The 17,924-nt window shown below is 66.0% G+C and carries 16 protein-coding genes and 1 pseudogene; 8 read left to right on the top strand and 9 right to left on the bottom strand.

Annotation, left to right across the window (positions count from 1 at the left end; genetic code table 11):
* Window positions 1-16 precede the first annotated feature (16 nt).
* From tssE to ACP5M5_RS05115, 6 genes are read left to right on the top strand one after another with little or no spacing between them, the layout of a single operon-like run.
* Complete coding sequence (gene tssE / locus ACP5M5_RS05090; RefSeq protein ID WP_427935962.1) at window positions 17-463, top strand: type VI secretion system baseplate subunit TssE; 447 nt, start codon at window positions 17-19, stop codon at window positions 461-463.
* Entirely contained in the window at window positions 453-2,306 is a 1,854-nt protein-coding gene (tssF, locus tag ACP5M5_RS05095; protein ID WP_427935963.1) for a type VI secretion system baseplate subunit TssF, read from the top strand. Before tssE ends, tssF begins: the two co-directional genes overlap by 11 nt.
* The gene (gene tssG, locus ACP5M5_RS05100; protein ID WP_427935964.1) at window positions 2,270-3,343 is read left to right on the top strand and encodes a type VI secretion system baseplate subunit TssG; all 1,074 of its coding nucleotides are present in this window, start codon (window positions 2,270-2,272) and stop codon (window positions 3,341-3,343) included. The genes tssF and tssG overlap by 37 nt, the downstream gene beginning before the upstream one ends.
* Window positions 3,343-5,934 carry a type VI secretion system ATPase TssH gene (gene tssH / locus ACP5M5_RS05105; RefSeq protein WP_427935965.1) on the top strand — a complete coding sequence of 864 codons (2,592 nt, stop codon included), beginning with the start codon at window positions 3,343-3,345 and terminating at the stop codon, window positions 5,932-5,934. Before tssG ends, tssH begins: the two co-directional genes overlap by 1 nt.
* Window positions 5,931-7,829 (top strand): type VI secretion system Vgr family protein, encoded by a 1,899-nt coding sequence (locus ACP5M5_RS05110; protein ID WP_427935966.1) that lies wholly within the window; start codon window positions 5,931-5,933, stop codon window positions 7,827-7,829. The genes tssH and ACP5M5_RS05110 overlap by 4 nt, the downstream gene beginning before the upstream one ends.
* Window positions 7,830-7,835: 6 nt before the next feature.
* Entirely contained in the window at window positions 7,836-8,531 is a 696-nt protein-coding gene (locus ACP5M5_RS05115) for a toxin-antitoxin system YwqK family antitoxin (RefSeq protein WP_427935967.1), read from the top strand.
* A gap of 130 nt (window positions 8,532-8,661) precedes the next feature.
* On the opposite strand, the gene ACP5M5_RS05120 is transcribed toward ACP5M5_RS05115, so the two are convergent.
* Together ACP5M5_RS05120 and ACP5M5_RS05125 are read right to left on the bottom strand one after the other, a co-directional pair.
* Window positions 8,662-9,804 (bottom strand): CaiB/BaiF CoA transferase family protein, encoded by a 1,143-nt coding sequence (locus tag ACP5M5_RS05120; protein ID WP_427935968.1) that lies wholly within the window; start codon window positions 9,802-9,804, stop codon window positions 8,662-8,664.
* A 10-nt stretch (window positions 9,805-9,814) separates the two neighbouring features.
* Entirely contained in the window at window positions 9,815-10,981 is a 1,167-nt protein-coding gene (locus ACP5M5_RS05125; RefSeq protein WP_427935969.1) for an acyl-CoA dehydrogenase family protein, read from the bottom strand.
* 263 nt (window positions 10,982-11,244) lie between these two features.
* Here ACP5M5_RS05125 and ACP5M5_RS05130 point away from each other — a divergent pair, with 263 nt between their 5' ends.
* Together ACP5M5_RS05130 and ACP5M5_RS05135 are read left to right on the top strand one after the other, a co-directional pair.
* Window positions 11,245-11,778 (top strand): phosphonopyruvate decarboxylase, encoded by a 534-nt coding sequence (locus ACP5M5_RS05130; RefSeq protein WP_427935970.1) that lies wholly within the window; start codon window positions 11,245-11,247, stop codon window positions 11,776-11,778.
* Window positions 11,775-12,353, top strand: coding sequence for a thiamine pyrophosphate-dependent enzyme (locus tag ACP5M5_RS05135; protein WP_427935971.1), 579 nt, complete (start codon window positions 11,775-11,777; stop codon window positions 12,351-12,353). The genes ACP5M5_RS05130 and ACP5M5_RS05135 overlap by 4 nt, the downstream gene beginning before the upstream one ends.
* A 46-nt stretch (window positions 12,354-12,399) precedes the next feature.
* Here the strand turns inward: ACP5M5_RS05135 and ACP5M5_RS05140 are convergent, their stop codons facing one another.
* The 7 genes and pseudogenes from ACP5M5_RS05140 to sufB form a co-directional block, all read right to left on the bottom strand.
* Window positions 12,400-12,768 carry a HesB/IscA family protein gene (locus ACP5M5_RS05140; protein ID WP_427936006.1) on the bottom strand — a complete coding sequence of 123 codons (369 nt, stop codon included), beginning with the start codon at window positions 12,766-12,768 and terminating at the stop codon, window positions 12,400-12,402.
* Window positions 12,769-12,791: 23 nt separating this feature from the next.
* Window positions 12,792-13,178 carry an SUF system Fe-S cluster assembly protein gene (locus ACP5M5_RS05145; RefSeq protein ID WP_427935972.1) on the bottom strand — a complete coding sequence of 129 codons (387 nt, stop codon included), beginning with the start codon at window positions 13,176-13,178 and terminating at the stop codon, window positions 12,792-12,794.
* Complete coding sequence (gene sufU / locus ACP5M5_RS05150) at window positions 13,162-13,626, bottom strand: Fe-S cluster assembly sulfur transfer protein SufU (RefSeq protein ID WP_427935973.1); 465 nt, start codon at window positions 13,624-13,626, stop codon at window positions 13,162-13,164. The genes ACP5M5_RS05145 and sufU overlap by 17 nt, the downstream gene beginning before the upstream one ends.
* The gene (locus tag ACP5M5_RS05155; protein WP_427935974.1) at window positions 13,626-14,873 is read right to left on the bottom strand and encodes an aminotransferase class V-fold PLP-dependent enzyme; all 1,248 of its coding nucleotides are present in this window, start codon (window positions 14,871-14,873) and stop codon (window positions 13,626-13,628) included. The genes sufU and ACP5M5_RS05155 overlap by 1 nt, the downstream gene beginning before the upstream one ends.
* Window positions 14,870-16,027 carry a Fe-S cluster assembly protein SufD gene (gene sufD / locus ACP5M5_RS05160; protein WP_427935975.1) on the bottom strand — a complete coding sequence of 386 codons (1,158 nt, stop codon included), beginning with the start codon at window positions 16,025-16,027 and terminating at the stop codon, window positions 14,870-14,872. Before sufD ends, ACP5M5_RS05155 begins: the two co-directional genes overlap by 4 nt.
* A gap of 8 nt (window positions 16,028-16,035) precedes the next feature.
* Window positions 16,036-16,800, bottom strand: coding sequence for a Fe-S cluster assembly ATPase SufC (gene sufC, locus ACP5M5_RS05165; RefSeq protein WP_427935976.1), 765 nt, complete (start codon window positions 16,798-16,800; stop codon window positions 16,036-16,038).
* A 1-nt stretch (window position 16,801) separates the two neighbouring features.
* Window positions 16,802-17,924: pseudogene (sufB, locus tag ACP5M5_RS05170) on the bottom strand (Fe-S cluster assembly protein SufB); the annotation flags it as partial.

Raw genomic sequence — 17,924 nt, forward strand, 5'->3', positions numbered from 1 at the left:
GCCGTAACGCCGGATCATGAGGAATGCGGAGGACGATGGCGGGTTTTCGCCCTTGCTGTTTGACCGCCTTGAGGCATCGAAGGGCGCCGCCGCCGGCGACGGTGTGCGCGCCTCGATCGCGCGCGAACTCGCCGATCTCCTGAATACGAGAACGCCGCTTGCAATCGATCATCTAGAGCGTCGCTGCCGCAGCGCCATCGATTACGGATTGCCGGATCTGTCAGCGTTTCCGGTCGGCAATCACGACGCCATGGCGCGCCTTACGGCCCATATCCGGCGCGCCATCGCGGCCTATGAGCCGCGCCTTGCCGATCCCACCGTTACCATCGCGCCCGATGCGCGGTCGGGCGAGGCCCTGGCGGTGACGGTGAGCGGCGTGATCATGGTCGGGCAGCGGCGCCAGGCGCCGGTGTCATTTACGCTGCTCCTCGGCGACGCGGTGCTTGGCGGCCATGCCGGTTGACGGGGACGAGACGCTTTTTCAGCATTATCTGGCGGAACTCGACTATCTTCGCACCGCCGGAAGCGAGTTCGCCCGCCGCTATCCGCAGGTCGCGAAGGCGCTCGATCTCACCACGCATGGTAGCACCGACCCCCATGTCCAGCTCCTGATCGAATCTTCGGCATTCCTCACCGCGCGGCTGCAGCGAACCTATGATGCGCAATTGCCGGAAGTTCCGGGCGCGCTGCTCGATGTTCTCTATCCGCAATTGACCGCGCCGATCCCCGCCATGATGGTTGCGGCCTTTCACACCGATCCGGCACAGAGCCGGTCGATCGCCGGCGTCACCGTACCCGCCGGCACCACTCTGCTCACCCGGGCCACAAGCCGCGGGGACGAGATCGTCTGTCGGTTTCGCACCGGCTATCCCGTGGCGTTATGGCCGCTCGACGTCGCCGATGCTGGCATCGACCCGCCGACCGCCTATCCTTTTCTCGACACGCGGCCCGGGGTGCAGCGCGTGCTGCGCATCCGCCTCCGTTGCCAGGGCCATCGCAATTTTGCCGAGTTTACGCCACCATCCTTGCGGTTCTATCTCTCGCCGATGATCGGCAATCGCGACGCGTTTTACGAATTGCTGTTCGCCGAGCCGCCGGCAATCGCGGTCAGCGCGGTCTCGCGAGCGGGCGCGAGCGATACCCCCATGGTCGCGCCCATGATCGTTCCCGAAGCACGGCTCCGTCAGGTCGGCCTTGGCAGCGAGGAGGCGCTGTTGCCCTCCCCGCCGACGGCGCACCAGGCCTATGGTCTGATGCAGGAATATTTCGCTTATCCGGAAAAATTCATGTTCTTTGACGTGACCGGCCTGCCGCCCGGTATTTTCGGCACCGGCACTGACGCGGATCTGCTGATCCTGCTCCCGGCGGCGCCGCGCCAGAGGATCACCCTGCCCGCTGAGAGCCTCCTTTTGCGATGCACGCCGGCCCTCAACCTGTTTTCGCGCGTGAGCGAGCCCATTCGTATCGACCACACGCAGCTCGAATACCGGCTCGTTGCCGACCGGCGCCGCGCCGGTCACGCCGCGATCCACAGCGTCGAGCGCGTGACGCGGATATCGGCCGCGACCGGCAAGGGCGAGACGATGCAGCCCTTGTTCTCGTTCGCACGGGCGGATCGGGACGATAACGGAGCCGCGCTCTATTTCATCCGCCGCGCGCGATCGCCCTTCGCCGCCGACGATAGCGAGGAATTGCTGCTCTCGCTGCTCGATCCCGATCTCGACCCGCATTTACCGGCCGGCGATACGGTGTTTGCGCAACTTCTCTGCACCAATCGGGGCCTGACTGATCAGATGGGGCGCGGTGTGCGGCTCGATGTCGAGGTCGATCTCCCGATTGCGGGCATTGCCAGCGTCACCCGGCCGACGCACGAAATTCCGCCGCCGGCGCAGGGCAAAGCCCTTTGGCAGCTCGTCTCCCATCTCTCGCTCAACCATCTCTCGCTCACCGGCGGCGAGGAGGGCATGGCAGCCCTCCGCGGCATTATCCGGCTTTACGACCCCGCGAACGCGACCGGCATGGATCGGCTGCGTGGGCTGGTTGATCTCGCGTCGCAGCGAGTGGTGCGGCGGATCGGCGAAGATGCCTGGCGGGGATTCTGCCGCGGCCTCCAGATCACCCTTACCTTCGATGCTGAGCGCTATCCGACGCCCGATCTCTATCTTCTGGGCTCGGTGCTTAGCCGCTTTTTCGGTCTCCACGCGGCGGTGAATGCCTTTACCGAGCTGGTGATCGCAAGACGAAACGGGCAACGCGAAGAGACCTGGTCATGGCCGGCAGTGACGGGCGAGACGGCGCTGCTTTAAGCGCGCGGCTGCTGGCCGAGCCGTTTCGGTTCGATGTCCGCCAGGCCGTGCGGCTTTTGGAGTGGATTGCGCGCCGGAGTGCCGAAGCGGGTGATGCGCACGCGTCAGGCGCCGTGGTCGGCCCGCTGCCGCTCGGCCTCGGCAGCGATCCCCGCCACGAGGCCGTCCGGCTCCGCGGCAGTTTCACCGACCGCTTTCCGCCGAGTGATATCGAGGCGCTGAGCCGGGATCCGGCGGATGGGCAGCCGGTTCTGACGGTCGCGTTCTTTGGCCTTGGCGGCGCGCTCGGCCCGCTGCCGCCGCCGCTCAGCGCCCGCGTGGTGGCGCGTGCCCGCGCCCATGATTATGCCGCCCGCGACTTCCTGGACATTTTCAACCATCGCCTGTTGTCACTGTTTCTGCGCCAGTGGCGGCTCTTTCACCCCGCTCTTCAGGATCCGGATGCACCCGCGTCGCCGGCGCGTTTGCCGCTGCTGGCGCTGCTCGGCCTTGCGACATTGCCGGAGAGCGGGCCAGCCGCTGCCGCGTCCCGCCTGCCCGGGGTGATGCAGAGCCTGATCGCTGCGGCGGGGCTCCTCAACCCGCGGCCGGTTTCCGGGCAGGCATTGCTGCGGCTGCTTGCAAACCATTTCGGCGTGCCCGTGCGCCTGCGGCCGCTTCAGGGCCGGTGGCTGCCGTTGGCGGCGGACCAACTGACCCGGCTCGGCCAGACCGGCATTCTTGGCCGCGGCGCGGTGCTCGGCCGCAAGGTGTGGGACCAGCAGGCGGGGCTCGAGATCGAGATCGGGCCGATGGCGTGGCTGCGTTTCCTGTCATTATTGCCAGGTGGTGCAGGACATGATCAACTTCAGGCTCTCGTCGCATTTGCTCTGGGGGGCGCGTTCGACGTCAATGTCCGGCTTCTGCTGCGCGCGGCGGAGGTGCCCGGGGCCCGGCTCGGCCGAGCGGGGGCGCGCCTCGGCTGGACGAGTTTCCTCGGGCGGCAGCCGCGCGTGACGCCGGGGGCCGTCTCGCTCAGCCTCCAGGGAATGCCCTGATGCCCGATCCGAAACGCCTCGCCGGAACGCTGTCTCAGGCTTCGCGCAAGGCGCTGGAACGGGCTGCGGAGCGGGCGCTCCGCGAGACCAATCCAGCGGTCGAGCCGGAGCATTTCCTGCTCGAACTCTTTCGCGGGCCGAACACGGATGCCGCCTTCCTGCTGCGCGAGGGCGGGATCGATCTCGCGCCGATCGCCGCCGGGCTCGAGGCGGTCATCGCCCGATTCCCGCGCGGCAGCCCGCGGGTGCCGGTATTGTCAGAGCCGCTGATGGCGGTGCTCGCGGCCGGCTGGCTGAGTGCGTCCATCGATCACGGCCTGCCGCAGAACCGCTCCGCCTGCCTCCTCCGCGCCATGGCGGCCAATCCCAGCCAGCGCGCCGCACTCCTCGACGCCGCGCCGGCGCTCGCCGGGGTTTTCGAGAGCCGCCTTCTCCTTGATCTCGGCGAGATTCTGCGCCGGGGGCCGGAAATCCCGCTGCCCACGGCGCCGGCCGAACACGGGCAGCGTGACACCGCGCTCGCGGCGTACACCGTCGATCTCACCGCCGCGGCCAAAGCCGGGCGGCTGGATCCGGTGCTTGGCCGTGACGATGAAATTCGCCAGGTCATCGACGTGCTGATGCGCCGCCAGCAGAACAACCCGATCCTCACCGGGCCGGCTGGCGTCGGCAAGACGGCGATCGTCGAGGGCTTCGCCCGCGCCATCGTCGATGGGCGGGTGCCGCCGCGGCTCGCCGACCTCGTGGTGCGTAGCCTCGATCTCGGCCTGCTGCAGGCGGGCGCATCGATGCGCGGGGAGTTCGAGCAGCGGCTGCGAGCAGTGCTCGATGAAGCCGCGGCGGCAATGCCGCGCACCGTGCTCTTCATCGACGAGGCGCATATGCTGATCGGCGCCGGCGGTGCGGCGGGGCAGGGCGACGCCGCCAATCTTCTGAAACCGGCGCTGGCGCGCGGCGCGCTCGGCGTGATCGCGGCCACGACCTGGGGCGAATACAAGCGCTTCATCGAAAAAGACCCGGCCCTGACCCGGCGCTTTCAGGTGATCCGCGTCGGCGAGCCGAGCGAGGCGGTGGCGACCGAGATGCTGCGCGGTGTCGCCCCGGCGCTCGAACAGCATCACGGCGTGCACATCCTGGAGGAGGCACTCGGCGAGGCGGTGCGTCTTTCACATCGTTTCATCCCCGACCGCCAATTGCCGGAAAAAGCGATCGCGCTCCTCGATACCGCCTCGGCGCGCGTTGCCATCGCCGCCAGCACGCCGCCGCAGGCATTGCAGGAGGCCGAGCGGCGCGGCTCAGCACTCGCGGCGGAACTCGCGCGGCTGCGCCGCGAAGCCGATCAGGCCGATCATGGCGAGCGGCTGGAAGCGCTCGAAGCCGCGGCCGAACGCGCCGAGGAGACGCGGCTCCTGCTTGCCAGCCGCTGGCAGTTGGAGCAGGAAACCGCGGCACGTCTCGCGGCACGGCAAGCCCGATTGAGCGGCCCGGGCGAGCGGCCGGACGATGATCTCCGCCATGAAATCGCCGGTCTCCAGCTCGAACTCGACGAACTCCGCGAGGAACGTGGGCTGCACGGCACCGTGGTCGATGGCCGCGTGGTCGCCGAGGTGGTGTCGGGCTGGACCGGCATCCCGGCGGGGCGGATGCTTGCCGACACGGTTGCCAATGCGCGCTCGCTGAAGGCGCGGATGGCGGAGCGCATCATCGGCCAGGACGCCGCGCTCGATGCGATCTGCCGTCGGATTCAGACATTTTATGCGGATCTCGGCGAGCCTAACAAACCGACCGGCGTGTTCCTGCTCTGCGGCCCGAGCGGCGTCGGCAAGACCGAGACCGCGCTCACGCTCGCGGACCTGCTGTTCGGCGGCACGCGCGCGCTGGTGACGGTGAACATGTCAGAATATCAGGAGGCGCACACCGTCTCCACCTTGCGCGGCGCGCCACCCGGCTATGTCGGCTATGGCAGCGGCGGCGTCTTGACCGAGGCCGTCCGCCGCCAGCCCTATTGTGTGCTGCTGCTGGATGAGGTGGAGAAGGCCCATCCCGATGTCATCGAGATGTTCTACCAGGTGTTCGATCGCGGCATGCTCGAAGACAGCGAGGGACAGTTGGTGGATTTCACCAATACGGTGATCCTGCTCACCTCCAATGTCGGCGCCGAGGCGCTGAGCGAGATGGCAGAGCGTCGGCCGGCAGCGGATGCCGCGTCTTTGGTGACGGCGGTCACGCCGGCGTTGCGGCGCCAGTTTCCGGCGGCTTTTCTCGGGCGCCTCGTCGTCGTTCCCTATCGCCCGCTCGATCGCAGCGGGATCGAGGCCGTGACGCGGCTGAAACTGCAGCGCATTCAGGAGCGTTTCGCAACGACCCGCCGCGGCGAGCTGACCTATCACCCCGATGTGGTGCGGGCGATCGCGGACCGGGCGGGTGCGACCGAGGCGGGGGCGCGGATGGTGGATTCGATCCTCACCCATGCCGTGCTGCCGGCGCTCTCTGAGCGGATTCTGGACCATCTCGGCGAAGGCAAGACGATTGCGGGTGCGCATCTTGCGTTCGGTGCCGGCGGCGAACTGGTGGTCGAATTGCGGCCATGAGCGGGTCGGCGCAATGGTCGCTCGCCTTGACGACGCCGCTCGGCGCCGATGCGCCGACGCTTGTGGCACTCGCGGGCGATGAATTTCTCTCCGCCCCCTTCCTGTTCCGCCTCACGATGACCGCGCCCGGACCGGTCGATGCCACCGCCCTTCTCGGCAAGCCAGCCGCGGTGACGCTGATCGATGGCAGTGGCCATAAGCGTTTTCTTCATGGGCTGATCACCCGTTTCACCCAGCGCGGCAGCGACTGCACCGCCGAGATGCGGCCCTGGCTCTGGATGCTGTCGCTCGCCGCCGATAACCGCATCTTCCAGAACCAGAGCGTGCCCGACATCCTTGCCGCGGTGTTCGACGACGCTGGCTTCACCGATTACCGCAACAGCCTGACAGAGACCTATCCGCCGCTCGAATACTGCGTGCAGTTCCAGGAGACCTCGTTGGCCTTCGCCAGCCGGCTGATGGAAGCGGCCGGCATCAGCTATTTCTTCGAGCATAGCGAGAGCGCGCATACGCTGGTGCTTGCCGATGACGCCGCCGCCTTCAAAGATTGCGAGAACGCCGCCAGCATCCCGTTTCTGCCGCTCGCCGCCGGCGATGACTGGCTCAGCGATCTCCGGATCACGGCGCTGGCGGTCGAAAGCGGGGTCGCGGTGCAGGCCTATCAGAGCGACGATTACAATTTCACGACGCCGGCGACGGAGCTCAAAGTGACCAGCGGCAGCGGCGGCCGCCGGGTCTACGAATATCCCGGGCAATATCAGACCGTCGATGCCGGCGAGACGCTCGCCAAGCGCCGCATCGAAGCTTTCCAGGCGGCGGCAACCGAAATCACCGGCGCTTCCCCCGTGCGCGCGCTCTGCGCCGGCGGCGCCTTCACCCTCACCGGGCATCCCGATCCGGGCTTGAACGCGCGCTACGTGGTGCGATCGGTTTCTCATCACGCGGCCCGGCGCGAATACACCAACGGTTTCACCGCTTTTCCGGCAGCGACACCCTTCCGCCCGCCGCGGGTCACACCGCCGCCGCGGATCAGCGGGGCGCAGACCGCGATCGTCGTCGGGCCGTCCGGCAAGGAGATCTACACCGACAATTACGGCCGAGTGAAAGTGCAGTTCCACTGGGATCAGCATGGCCAGAAAGACGAAAACAGCTCTTGCTGGATCCGGGTGGCACAGAGCTGGGCGGGGGTGGGCTGGGGTGCCTTCATCTTGCCGCGTATCGGGCAGGAGGTCGTGGTGACCTTCCTCAACGGCGATCCCGACCGGCCGCTGATCACCGGCTCCGTCTATAACGGCGACAATCCGGTGCCCTACGCCCTGCCCGACGAGCAGACCAAGACGGTGCTGAAATCGAATTCATCCGCGGGCGGCGGCGGCTTCAACGAAATCCGGCTGGAAGACAAGAAAGACAGCGAGGAATTCCATCTCCATGCCCAGAAAGACATGACCATCGAGGTCTTGAACACCCAGACGGTGACGATCACCCAGGACCGGGGGGTGACGATCTCGAAGGGCAACGATACACTGACGGTCTCGGAGGGCGACCGGACCGTCGCGGTGAGCAAGGGCAATGAGACCCACAGCGTCGCCGGGACGCGCGATCTGACCGTCACCGGCAACGAGACGCACACCAACAAAGCCGATTTCAGCCACAGCGTTTCCGGCAATTTCACGCTCGATGTCAGCGGCGATATCACCATCAAGGCTTCGGGCGCAGTGACGCTGCAAGCGGGGACGGGGCTTACGCTGAAGGCCGGCACCTCGCTCGAGGCCAAGGCCGGGACAGGGCTGAGCCTTTCCGGCGGCACGACCGCCGAGGTGAAGGCAGGCGCCAGCGGCACCGTCGATGGCGGCGGCATGCTGAACTTGAAGGGCGGCCTGGTGAAGCTGAACTGAGCGGAGATGAGTGCGGCAAATCCTCCGGAGACGATCGAGCGCCGCAATGCCGCCGGTGCGTTGGTCGAGCGGGCCACGTTCCGCGATGGCGTGCTCGACGGGCCGACGGTGCTGTTCGGGCCGGAGAGGCTGGCCGCGGTCGAGATCGGCTTTGCCGCCGGCGTCCGCGACGGGCCGATGGTGCTCTATGACGCCGACGGCGCCGTGCTTGCGCGGCTTACGTATCGGGCGGGTGTGCTGGATGGGCCGGCGACGCTTTACGCTGCCGGCAAGCCGCTAACGGAGATGACCTATGCGGCCGGGGTCGGGGACGGGCCGCTCCGCAGTTTCACGCCTGCGGGGGGCTTGGCGGCGAGCGGTGCGTTGCGCCGCGGGCGGCTGCATGGCGCGTTCACGATCTTTCGCCCCGATGGCAGCGTGATGCAGCGGCAGCATTATGCCGGCGGGCTTTTGGAGGGCGAGCAACTCGATCTCGATCCCGCCGGCGTGGTGCGCCGCCGCGCCGAATACCGCGCCGGGCGGCTGGACGGGACCGTCACGCATTATGACGCCGCCGGCCAGCCGACCGCGCATCAGGTCTTCGTCGCCGACAAGGAAGTCACCGCCGCTCCGCCGCCCGGCGTATCCAAGATGCCCAAGCCACAAAAACCCTGGCTCCAGCGCTGGTGGGACGCGGCGAAGGCCCTGATCGGGGCGCAATAGCAATATCGGCGCAATCCGCTACCCGATTTCCATCAGGTCGGACCGTGCGCCAGCGTCCGGAAATTGGACACCTCCATTTACCCCTCGCCCAAACAAGATCCGATCATCGCATGAGCAGGTTGGTATAAGACTATACTGCCATTGTCCCGCCATCCCCGAACTCTTCCCGGATCGCCGCCGAGTGCGCCCCGAGCGCCGGCACTGGGCCGAGGGCACGTGCTCCGTCGCTAAAAAGCGCGGGTGGCGCGGCGAGTGCCACATCGCCGTTCGGGGTCGCGACGGTGACGCGGCGCAAGGCGGGGTGCGCTTGCAGGCCGGCGCAATCATTGACGAAACCGAAGGCGATATTGGCGGCCCGCAGCCGTGCCGCCGCCTCCTCGTGCGAGAGCGTCGCGAACACCGCCGCGATATGCGCGTCTACCCTCGCTCGCTCGCTCACCCGGATGGTGTTGGTCTCGAACCCGGGCTTTTGCGGCAACTCCGGCTCACGCAGGAAATCGCGGCAGAAATTCGCCCATTCGCGCTCGTTCTGGATCGCGATCAGGATCAGCGCCTGATCGCGGGTCGCGAACGCGCCGTAGGGGCAGATCGAAGGGTGGGCAAGGCCCATGCGCGGCGGGGTCTTGCCGGTGCCCTCATAGAACAGCAGCGGCACGTTCATCCAATCGGCCATGCCGTCGAACAGGCTAACGGCGATGCCTTTTCCCTGGCCGGTGCGGCCGCGCTCGATCAGCGCTTCGAGCACGGCGGCGTGGGCGGCCATGCCGCACGCGATATCGCAGGCCGAAACCCCGACCCGGCCGGGCCCGGCGGGATGGCCGGTGATCATCGCCAGGCCCGACTCCGCCTGCACCAGGAGATCATAGGCTTTCATCGTCGCATAGTCGCCGCTTTCGCCATAGCCGGAAATATCGACGGTGATCAGGCGGGGGTGACGGCGGCGGAGTTCAGCCGCGCCGAATCCGGCCCGCGCCGCCGCGCCCGGGGCGAGATTTTGGATGAACACATCAGCCCGTGCGGCGATGCGATGGAGCAGTGCTGCGTCGTTGGGGTTCTTGAGATCGGCGACCAGGCTCTCCTTGCCGCGATTGAGCCAGACGAAGTAGCTCGACTGCCCTTTTGCGACCGCGTCATAGCCGCGCGCGAAATCGCCTTCTGGGCGTTCGACCTTGATCACCCGCGCCCCGGCATCGGCAAGGCGCGAGGCGCAATAGGGCGCGGCGACGGCTTGCTCGAGCGAGAGCACGAGCAGCCCGGCAAGCGGTTTTCCCATCCTCGCCCCCTCAGTAGCTACGCGGCAGGCCGAGCACATGCTCGGCGATGTAGGAGAGGATGAGGTTGGTCGAGATCGGCGCCACCTGATAGAGGCGGGTTTCGCGGAATTTGCGTTCGATGTCGTATTCCTCGGCGAAACCGAAGCCGCCATGGGTTTGAACGCAGCTCTCGGCGGCGGCCCAAGCGGCGTCGGCGGCCAGCAGCTTCGCCATGTTCGCCTCCTCGCCACACGGGAGCCCAGCCTCGAACTTCTCGCAACCGCGATGGACCATCAGTTCTGCCGCGCGCCACTGCGCATAGGCGCGCGCGATCGGGAACTGCACGCCCTGGTTCTGGCCGATCGGGCGGTCGAACACCCGCCGCTCATTGGCATAGGCGACCGAGCGCGCGGTGAACCATTTGGCGTCGCCGATCGATTCGGAGGCGATCAGCAGCCGCTCGGCATTCATGCCGTCGAGAATGTAGCGGAATCCTTTGCCCTCCTCGCCGATCAGGCTGTCGGCGGGGATTTCCATGTTGTCGAAAAACACCTCGCAGGAATTGTGGTTCATCATCGTGCGGATCGGGCGGATGGTGAGGCCGCAGCCGAGCACTTCGCGCATATCGATGAGAAAGACCGAAAGCCCGTCAGTTTTCTTGCGGCCTTCTTCGCGCTTCTGCGTCCGCGCGAGCAGCAGCATTAGGTCGGAATGCTCGGCGCGGCTGGTCCAGACTTTTTGGCCGTTGACGATGTAGCGATCGCCTTTCCGCCGCGCCGTGGTGCGGAGTGCTCCGGTATCGGTGCCGCTGGTCGGCTCGGTGACACCAAAAGCCTGAAGCCGCAGGCGCCCGGCGGCGATTTCCGGCAGGTAGCGGCGTTTCTGCGCCTCGGTGCCGTGGCGCAGCACGGTGCCCATGGTGTACATCTGGGCGTGACAGGCGGCGCCGTTGGCGCCCTCTTCATGGATGGTCTCGAGAATTGCCGAGGCGGCGCCGAGGCCGAGGCCGGCGCCGCCATATTCCTCCGGGATCAGCACCGAGAGATAGCCGGCTTCGGTGAGTGCGGTGACGAATTCGCTCGGATAGGCGCGCGCGGCGTCAAGCTTGCGCCAGTATTCGCCGGGGAAGCGAGCGCAAAGCTTTTTCACTTCTTCGCGAATTTCGGCATGCGGCAAGGCGGCGTCGCGCGGCGTCATGATTTCCCCCGGTCTCGATGGCAATCAACAAAAAGATAGAAAATATAACAAAAACTTCTTTTTCTGAAGAAAAGAAGCAAAAAGACTTTTATCTGTTGGTGCAATGCCAGCAGCATCGCCCATCAAACACAATGACAAAAGTTTTTTGGTTCTTTTTTTCAAAAAAGAACGTCTCTTCTTTTTATGCCGCCCACGGCCAAGGCGCAAGCTTGCCGCACGCCGGCCACGGGGGCAAATTCACGCCATTGGAGAGACGTCATGTCATGAACACGCCAGACTGGCCCGATCAGGTTTTCGCTGCCCTCAAGCGCGCCGCGGTGCGCCAGATCGCCTATGTCCCGGATGCCGGGCATGCCCGGCTGATCACCCGCGCGCATGAAGACCCGTCACTCAACACCATCGTTTTGACGACGGAGGAAGAAGGGATCGCGCTCGCGGCTGGCGCGTGGCTTGGCGGGGTTCGCGCTGCCCTTCTCATGCAATCCTCGGGGGTGGGCAACTGCATCAACATGCTTTCCCTGCCGGTGAATTGTCGCGTACCGCTGTTGCTGCTGGTGACGATGCGCGGCGAATGGGGGGAGTTCAATCCCTGGCAAGTGCCGATGGGGCAGGCGACGGAAGCGGTGCTGCGTGCCGCCGGCGTCATCGTCCATCGTGCGATCACGGCCGAGGAGGTGGCGCCGATGGTCGCCGCGGCTGCGCACCTCGCCTATGACAGCCGGGTCAGTGTCGCCGTGCTTTTTTCCCAACGCCTGATCGGGGCCAAGCAATTTGTTGCGACGGAGGCGGCGCCATGAGCGAGGGTTTGGATCGGCGGGCGGTGGTGGCCGCCCTCCTCGCCGGGCGGCACGATCTTCTCGTCGTCACCGGGCTCGGCTCGGCGTCTTATGATGTCGCGGCGTGCGGCGATCGGGTGGAGAATTTCTATCTCTGGGGGGCGATGGGCGGGGCGGCGATGGTCGGCCTTGGTCTTGCGCTCGCGCAGCCGGAGCGGCGTGTCCTGGTGGTCACTGGCGATGGCGAGATGCTGATGGGCCTCGGCGCTTTGGCAACGATCGCCGTTGCCGGCGCCCGCAATCTCGCGATCGTCGTGCTCGATAACCGGCGCTACGGCGAAACTGGCGCACAGCCGAGCCACACCGCGCATGGCGTCAACCTCGCCGCCATCGCCAAAGGCTGCGGCTGGGAAAATACCTCGACCATCGCCGACGAGCCCGGCCTCGATCAGCTCGCCCGCGCGATCCACCGGGACGGGCCGCTTTTCGCCGTGATTCGCATCGCGCCAGGTGAGAAGCCGCGTGTTCTCCCGCCGCGCGACGGCGCGTTCCTCGCCCAGCGATTTCGCGCCGGGCTCGGCCTCGCCGAGCCATGAGATGAGGCGCGTTCAACGCTGACGCGCAAGGTCGCCGAAGGCTTTATCAGACGTGGAAACTCTCGCCGCAGCCGCAGCGGCCCTTTTCGTTCGGGTTGACGAATGTAAACCCGGATTCGAGCGCGGTTTCGCGATAATCCATCGTCGTGCCGATGAGAAAGAGAGTGGCTTGGCGGTCGATCAACACGGTGACGCCATCTTGGGTGATGGTCTCATCGCCGGGGCCTGGCGCTGCCACCCAGCTCATCTGATAGGAAAGGCCGGAACACCCCTTGGTGCCGACGGCAACGCGGAGCAGGCGGCCTTCCTCGCCGCTCTCATAAAGCCGGCGCAGGCGCGCGACCGCGGCCTCGCTCAGGGTTAGCAGCGGCGGCAGGCCGCGACGTGGCGTGGTGCTGGCGGGGCGGAGCGTCATGGTCATCGTATCATCCCTCCGTATCAAAACATGTTGAGCGCGAGCCGCGCTTCTTCGCTCATCCGGCTCGGATCCCACGGCGGATCCCAAACGGTCTCCACCGAGACGCCGCGCACGCCGGGCAGGGCGGCCACCGCGTCTTCGACCTGGGCGGGCAATTCCTGCGCGCTCGGGCAGGCCGGCGCGGTCAGCGTCATCTCGATCTTGACGAGACCATCATCGCCGATCTCGATCGCGTAGATCAGGCCGAGTTCGTAGATGTTCACGGGAATTTCGGGATCATAGATGGTGGCGATGGCGGCGATCACGGCGTCTTCGCCGGGCGGCGGCACGGTTTCTCCCACCGGCGTCCAGGCGCCATGCGCGGCACGCTGCGGATCGCTGTTCGGTTGGTCATTCACTGGAAGCATCCTCCGTGCCGGCGAGGGCGGCGAGCAGCGCGTGCCATGGCAAGGTCGCGCACTTTACCCGCGAGGGAAATTCATGCACCCCCCCGAGCGGTAAAAGCCGTTCGAGGCGTTCGGCAAGCGCCGCGTCGAGAGGTGGCGCCTGCCCGGTTTTGGCAAGCGTCTGCATGGCGCCGGCAAGCGTGCGTGCCGCCTCGGCATCGAGCCCGGCGATGGTCTCGGCCAAGAGATCGGCGGAGGCAATGCTGATCGCGCAGCCTTTGGCCTCAAACCCGGCGCGCGCGATCGCGCCGGTCGGCGCGTATTGCAGCCAGAGCGTAATCCGATCGCCGCAGAGCGGATTGTCGCCGCGCGCGCTGGCATCATAGGCGGCAAGCTTGCCGCTATGGCGCGGCCTACGGCCGTGATCGAGAATGACTTCTTGATAAAGATCGCGGAGATCCTCGAACATCAGGCAAAAAACTCCGAGACGCGCAAAAGCCCTTCAACGAGAGCATCGATTTCCGCCGGCGTCGTGTAAAGCGCGAAACTCGCCCGCGCGGTGCTTTCCACCCCCAACCGATACATCAAGGGCTCGGCGCAATGATGGCCGGCGCGGACAGCGATTCCTTGGCGGTCGAGGAGGGTTGCGACATCATGCGGATGCGCGCCAGCGAGGGTGAAACTGATGACGCCACCGCGATCTTGTGCTGCGCCAAAAATCCGCAGGCCCGGGATCGCGGCGAGGCGCGAGAGCGCATGATCGGTGAGTGCCGCCTCATGCGCCGCGATCGCCGGATAGCCGATCGCTTCGACATAGGCGATGGCGGCGGCGAGGCCGATCGCCTCCAAAATCGCCGGTGTGCCGGCCTCGAATTTATGCGGCACCTGCGCCCATTTGCTGCGCGCAAAACTGACCGAGGCGATCATGTCGCCGCCGCCAAGAAATGGCGGCATGCGTTCGAGCAGCTCGCGCCGTGCCCAGAGCGCGCCGATCCCGGTCGGGCCATAGAGCTTATGGCCGGTGAAGACGTAGAAGTCGCAATCGATCTCCTGCACATCGACCTTGCGATGGACGATCGCTTGCGAGCCATCGAGCAGCAGCTTCGCGCCATGCGCATGCACGAGGCGGGCGAGCCGCGCCGCCGGCGCATAGGTTCCGAGAACGTTCGACATATGGGTGAGCGCGACGAGGCCGACCTTGCCATCCTCGAGCAAGCGGCTCAGACTTTCGAGGTCAAATTCTCCGGCCTCGGTGATCGGCGCGATGCGCAGCTCGACGCCATGCGCATCGCGCAACATCTGCCACGGCACGATGTTGGAATGATGCTCCATCTCCGAAATCACCACCGCCTGGCCGGGACGAAGCACACCGTGGCCATAGCTGTGAGCGACGAGATTGATCGCCTCCGTGCTGTTGCGGGTGAAAACGATTTCGTGGCGATCACGCGCGTTCAAAAGCCGGGCGACCGCGTCACGCGCCGCCTCATAGGCTTCGGTGGTGCGCTCGCTCATCCAATGGAGACCGCGATGAACATTGGCGTATTGCGTCTCCATCGCCGCTGTCATCGCCGCGATCACCGCGCGCGGCTTCTGTGCTGATGCCGCGCTATCGAGAAACACCAAATCCCGCCCATGCACTTTCTGCGCGAGAATCGGGAAATCGGCGCGCACCCGCGCGACATCGAGTGCCACCGGGTCGCGTCCGGCGTTCATCATGCGCCCTCCCACCAGCCGCCGATCGCGCTTTCGAGCAGGGCGCGAGCGGCGCCATTGGCAACGCCCTCGATCGCCTCATCGAGAAACGCGCGCACCAGCATCGCCCGCGCTGCCGCCTCGGGAATGCCGCGCGCGCGGAGGTAAAAGAGTTGCTCGGTATCGAGGGCGCCGATTGTTGCGCCATGGCTGCATTTGACGTCGTCGGCGAAAATTTCCAGCTCCGGCTTGCAGTCGATCTCCGCCTCCGGCGACAATAGCAAGGCTTGGCTCATCTGATAGCCATCGGTTTTTTGTGCGGCGCGTGCGACCTCGATGCGCCCCTGAAACACCGCACGGGCGCGCCCGTCGAGGACGTTTTTCACCGTCTGGCGCGAGGTGCAGCCGGGCGCGTCATGGGCGACGACGCTGGTGATGTCGCCATGCTGGTTGCCGCGCAGCAATTGCACGCCGCTGAGCGCCGCGTGCGCGCCGGTGCCACCGAGCCGGGCGTGGGTTTCACTGCGCGCAAGCCGCGCGCCGACGCCAAAGGTGAAGGCGTCATAGCGCGCGCCAGCGAGAAGATCGACAAAAAGGGTCGCGGTGTGAAAGCTTTCGTGGTCCTCGGCCTGGATGCGGACGTGGCGCAAGGTCGCGCCGGGCGCGAGCGCGATTTCGAAGACCGGATTATGCCAGTAAACGCCATGGCCGGTGGCGTATTCGATCATGGTGAGCGCCGCCCCGGCCGCGAGCGTGATACGATGCCGGGGATGGACGAAGACCGGCGTTGCGTCTTCGGCGAGGGTGAGATGGACGAGCGCCAGGGTGCCAGCATCAACCCCCGCGGGCACATGGATCGCAGCACCCAAGGCGGCGAAGCGGGCATTGAGGGCCGCAAGCGGCGCCGGCTCGGGATGCGTGTGGCTAGTTTCGTGCGCGCACTCGTCGCTCACGCTCACCGGCGGCGAGACCGAGAGCGAGGCCGCGCGCCGGCCATTGACGAAGACGAGACGCGGGCCGGCAAGCGGCGGCAGATCGGCGGCAAGCGCGGCGGTCTCGGCAATCGCCGGCGCTGGCACCGGCGCCAGGGCCGCGAGCGCGCGAAGATCGGTATATTTCCAGGCTTCCAGCCTGCGGCTTGGCAGGTCGGTTGCCGCAAAGGCCGCCGTTTTTGCCATCGCGACGGTCATAGCGCGCCCTCGCTGACCGCCTCCAGGCCGAGCCCGGCATAACCGCTTTCCTCGAGCGCACGCGCAAGCTCCGGCCCGCCCGAGCGAAGAATGCGCCCGCCGGCGAGAACATGCACACGATCGGGGACGATGTGATCGAGCAGACGCTGATAATGGGTGATGACGAGCGCGGAAAATCCGGGCCCGCGCAACGCATTGACGCCATTGGCGACGATTTTGAGGGCGTCGATGTCGAGCCCGGAATCGGTCTCGTCGAGGATCGCGAATTTCGGCTGCAAAATCGCCATCTGCAGCACTTCGTTGCGCTTTTTCTCGCCGCCCGAGAAGCCGACATTGACGTTGCGCTTCAGCATGTCGTCCGCCATCGCGAGATCACGAAGTGCCGCGCGAGCAAGTTTGAGAAACTGCACGGCATCGAGTTCGCTCTCGCCGCGGGCGCGACGGATGGCGTTGAGCGCGGTGCGGAGAAAATTGGCGTTGCCGACGCCGGGCAGCTCGACCGGATATTGAAAGGCGAGAAAAAGCCCGGCGGTCGCGCGCTCTTCCGGCGCCAGCGCCAGAAGATCGACGCCGTCGAGCCGCACCTCGCCGCCGGTCACCTGATAGCCATCACGCCCGGCGAGGACGTAGGAAAGCGTCGACTTGCCCGAGCCGTTCGGCCCCATGATGGCATGCACCTCGCCGGTCGGGACTAAGAGATCGATACCGTTCAGGATCGGCTTGCCGTCGATCTCAGCGGTGAGGCCACGAATTTCCAGCATCTCAGCCCACCGAGCCTTCGAGACTGACGGCCAGCAATTTCTGCGCCTCGACGGCGAATTCCATCGGCAACTCCTTCAGAACGTCCTTGCAGAATCCATTGACGATCAGATTGACCGCGTCTTCCTGCGAAAGCCCACGCGAGCGGCAGTAGAAAAGCTGATCGTCGGCGATTTTCGAGGTGGTGGCCTCGTGTTCCACCCGCGCGCTGGGATTGCGGCTTTCGATATAGGGGATGGTATGGGCACCGCAGCGATCACCGATCAAGAGACTGTCGCACTGGGTGAAGTTGCGCGCCCCATGCGCGCGCGGCATCATGCGCACGAGACCGCGATAGGTGTTGTTCGAACGCCCGGCGCTGATCCCCTTCGAGATGATCGTGCTTTTGGTGTTGGCGCCGAGATGGATCATCTTGGTGCCGGTATCGGCCTGCTGATGATGGTTGGTGAGGGCGACGGAATAGAACTCGCCGACGCTGCCTTCGCCCTGCAAGATGCAGGAGGGATATTTCCAGGTGATCGCCGAACCGGTTTCAACCTGCGTCCAGCTGATCTTGCTGCGGGCGCCGCGGCAGGCGCCGCGCTTGGTGACGAAATTATAGATCCCGCCGCGACCTTCGGCGTCGCCCGGATACCAGTTCTGCACGGTGGAATATTTGATGGTCGCGTCATCGAGGGCGACGAGTTCGACCACCGCCGCATGGAGCTGGTTCTCGTCGCGCTGGGGGGCGGTGCAGCCTTCGAGATAGCTAACATAAGCCCCCTCTTCGGCGATGATCAGGGTGCGTTCGAATTGCCCAGTGTTGCGGGCATTGATGCGGAAATAGGTGGAAAGCTCCATCGGGCAGCGCACGCCCTTGGGGATGAAAACGAAGCTGCCATCGGTGAACACCGCGGAATTGAGGGCGGCGAAGAAATTATCACCTGGCGGCACCACGCTGCCGAGATAGCGGCGGACGAGTTCGGGATGGTCGCGCACCGCCTCGCTGATCGGGCAGAAAATCACCCCCGCCTTCGCGAGCGTTTCGCGGAAGGTGGTGGCGACCGAGACGCTATCGAACACCGCGTCGATCGCGACATCGGGCGCGACATCGGGCCGCGCCTCGCCCGCGCCCTCGACGCCAGCA

The organism is Acidibrevibacterium sp., from assembly GCF_049965395.1.
Classification (GTDB): Bacteria; Pseudomonadota; Alphaproteobacteria; order Acetobacterales; family Acetobacteraceae; genus Acidibrevibacterium; species Acidibrevibacterium fodinaquatile.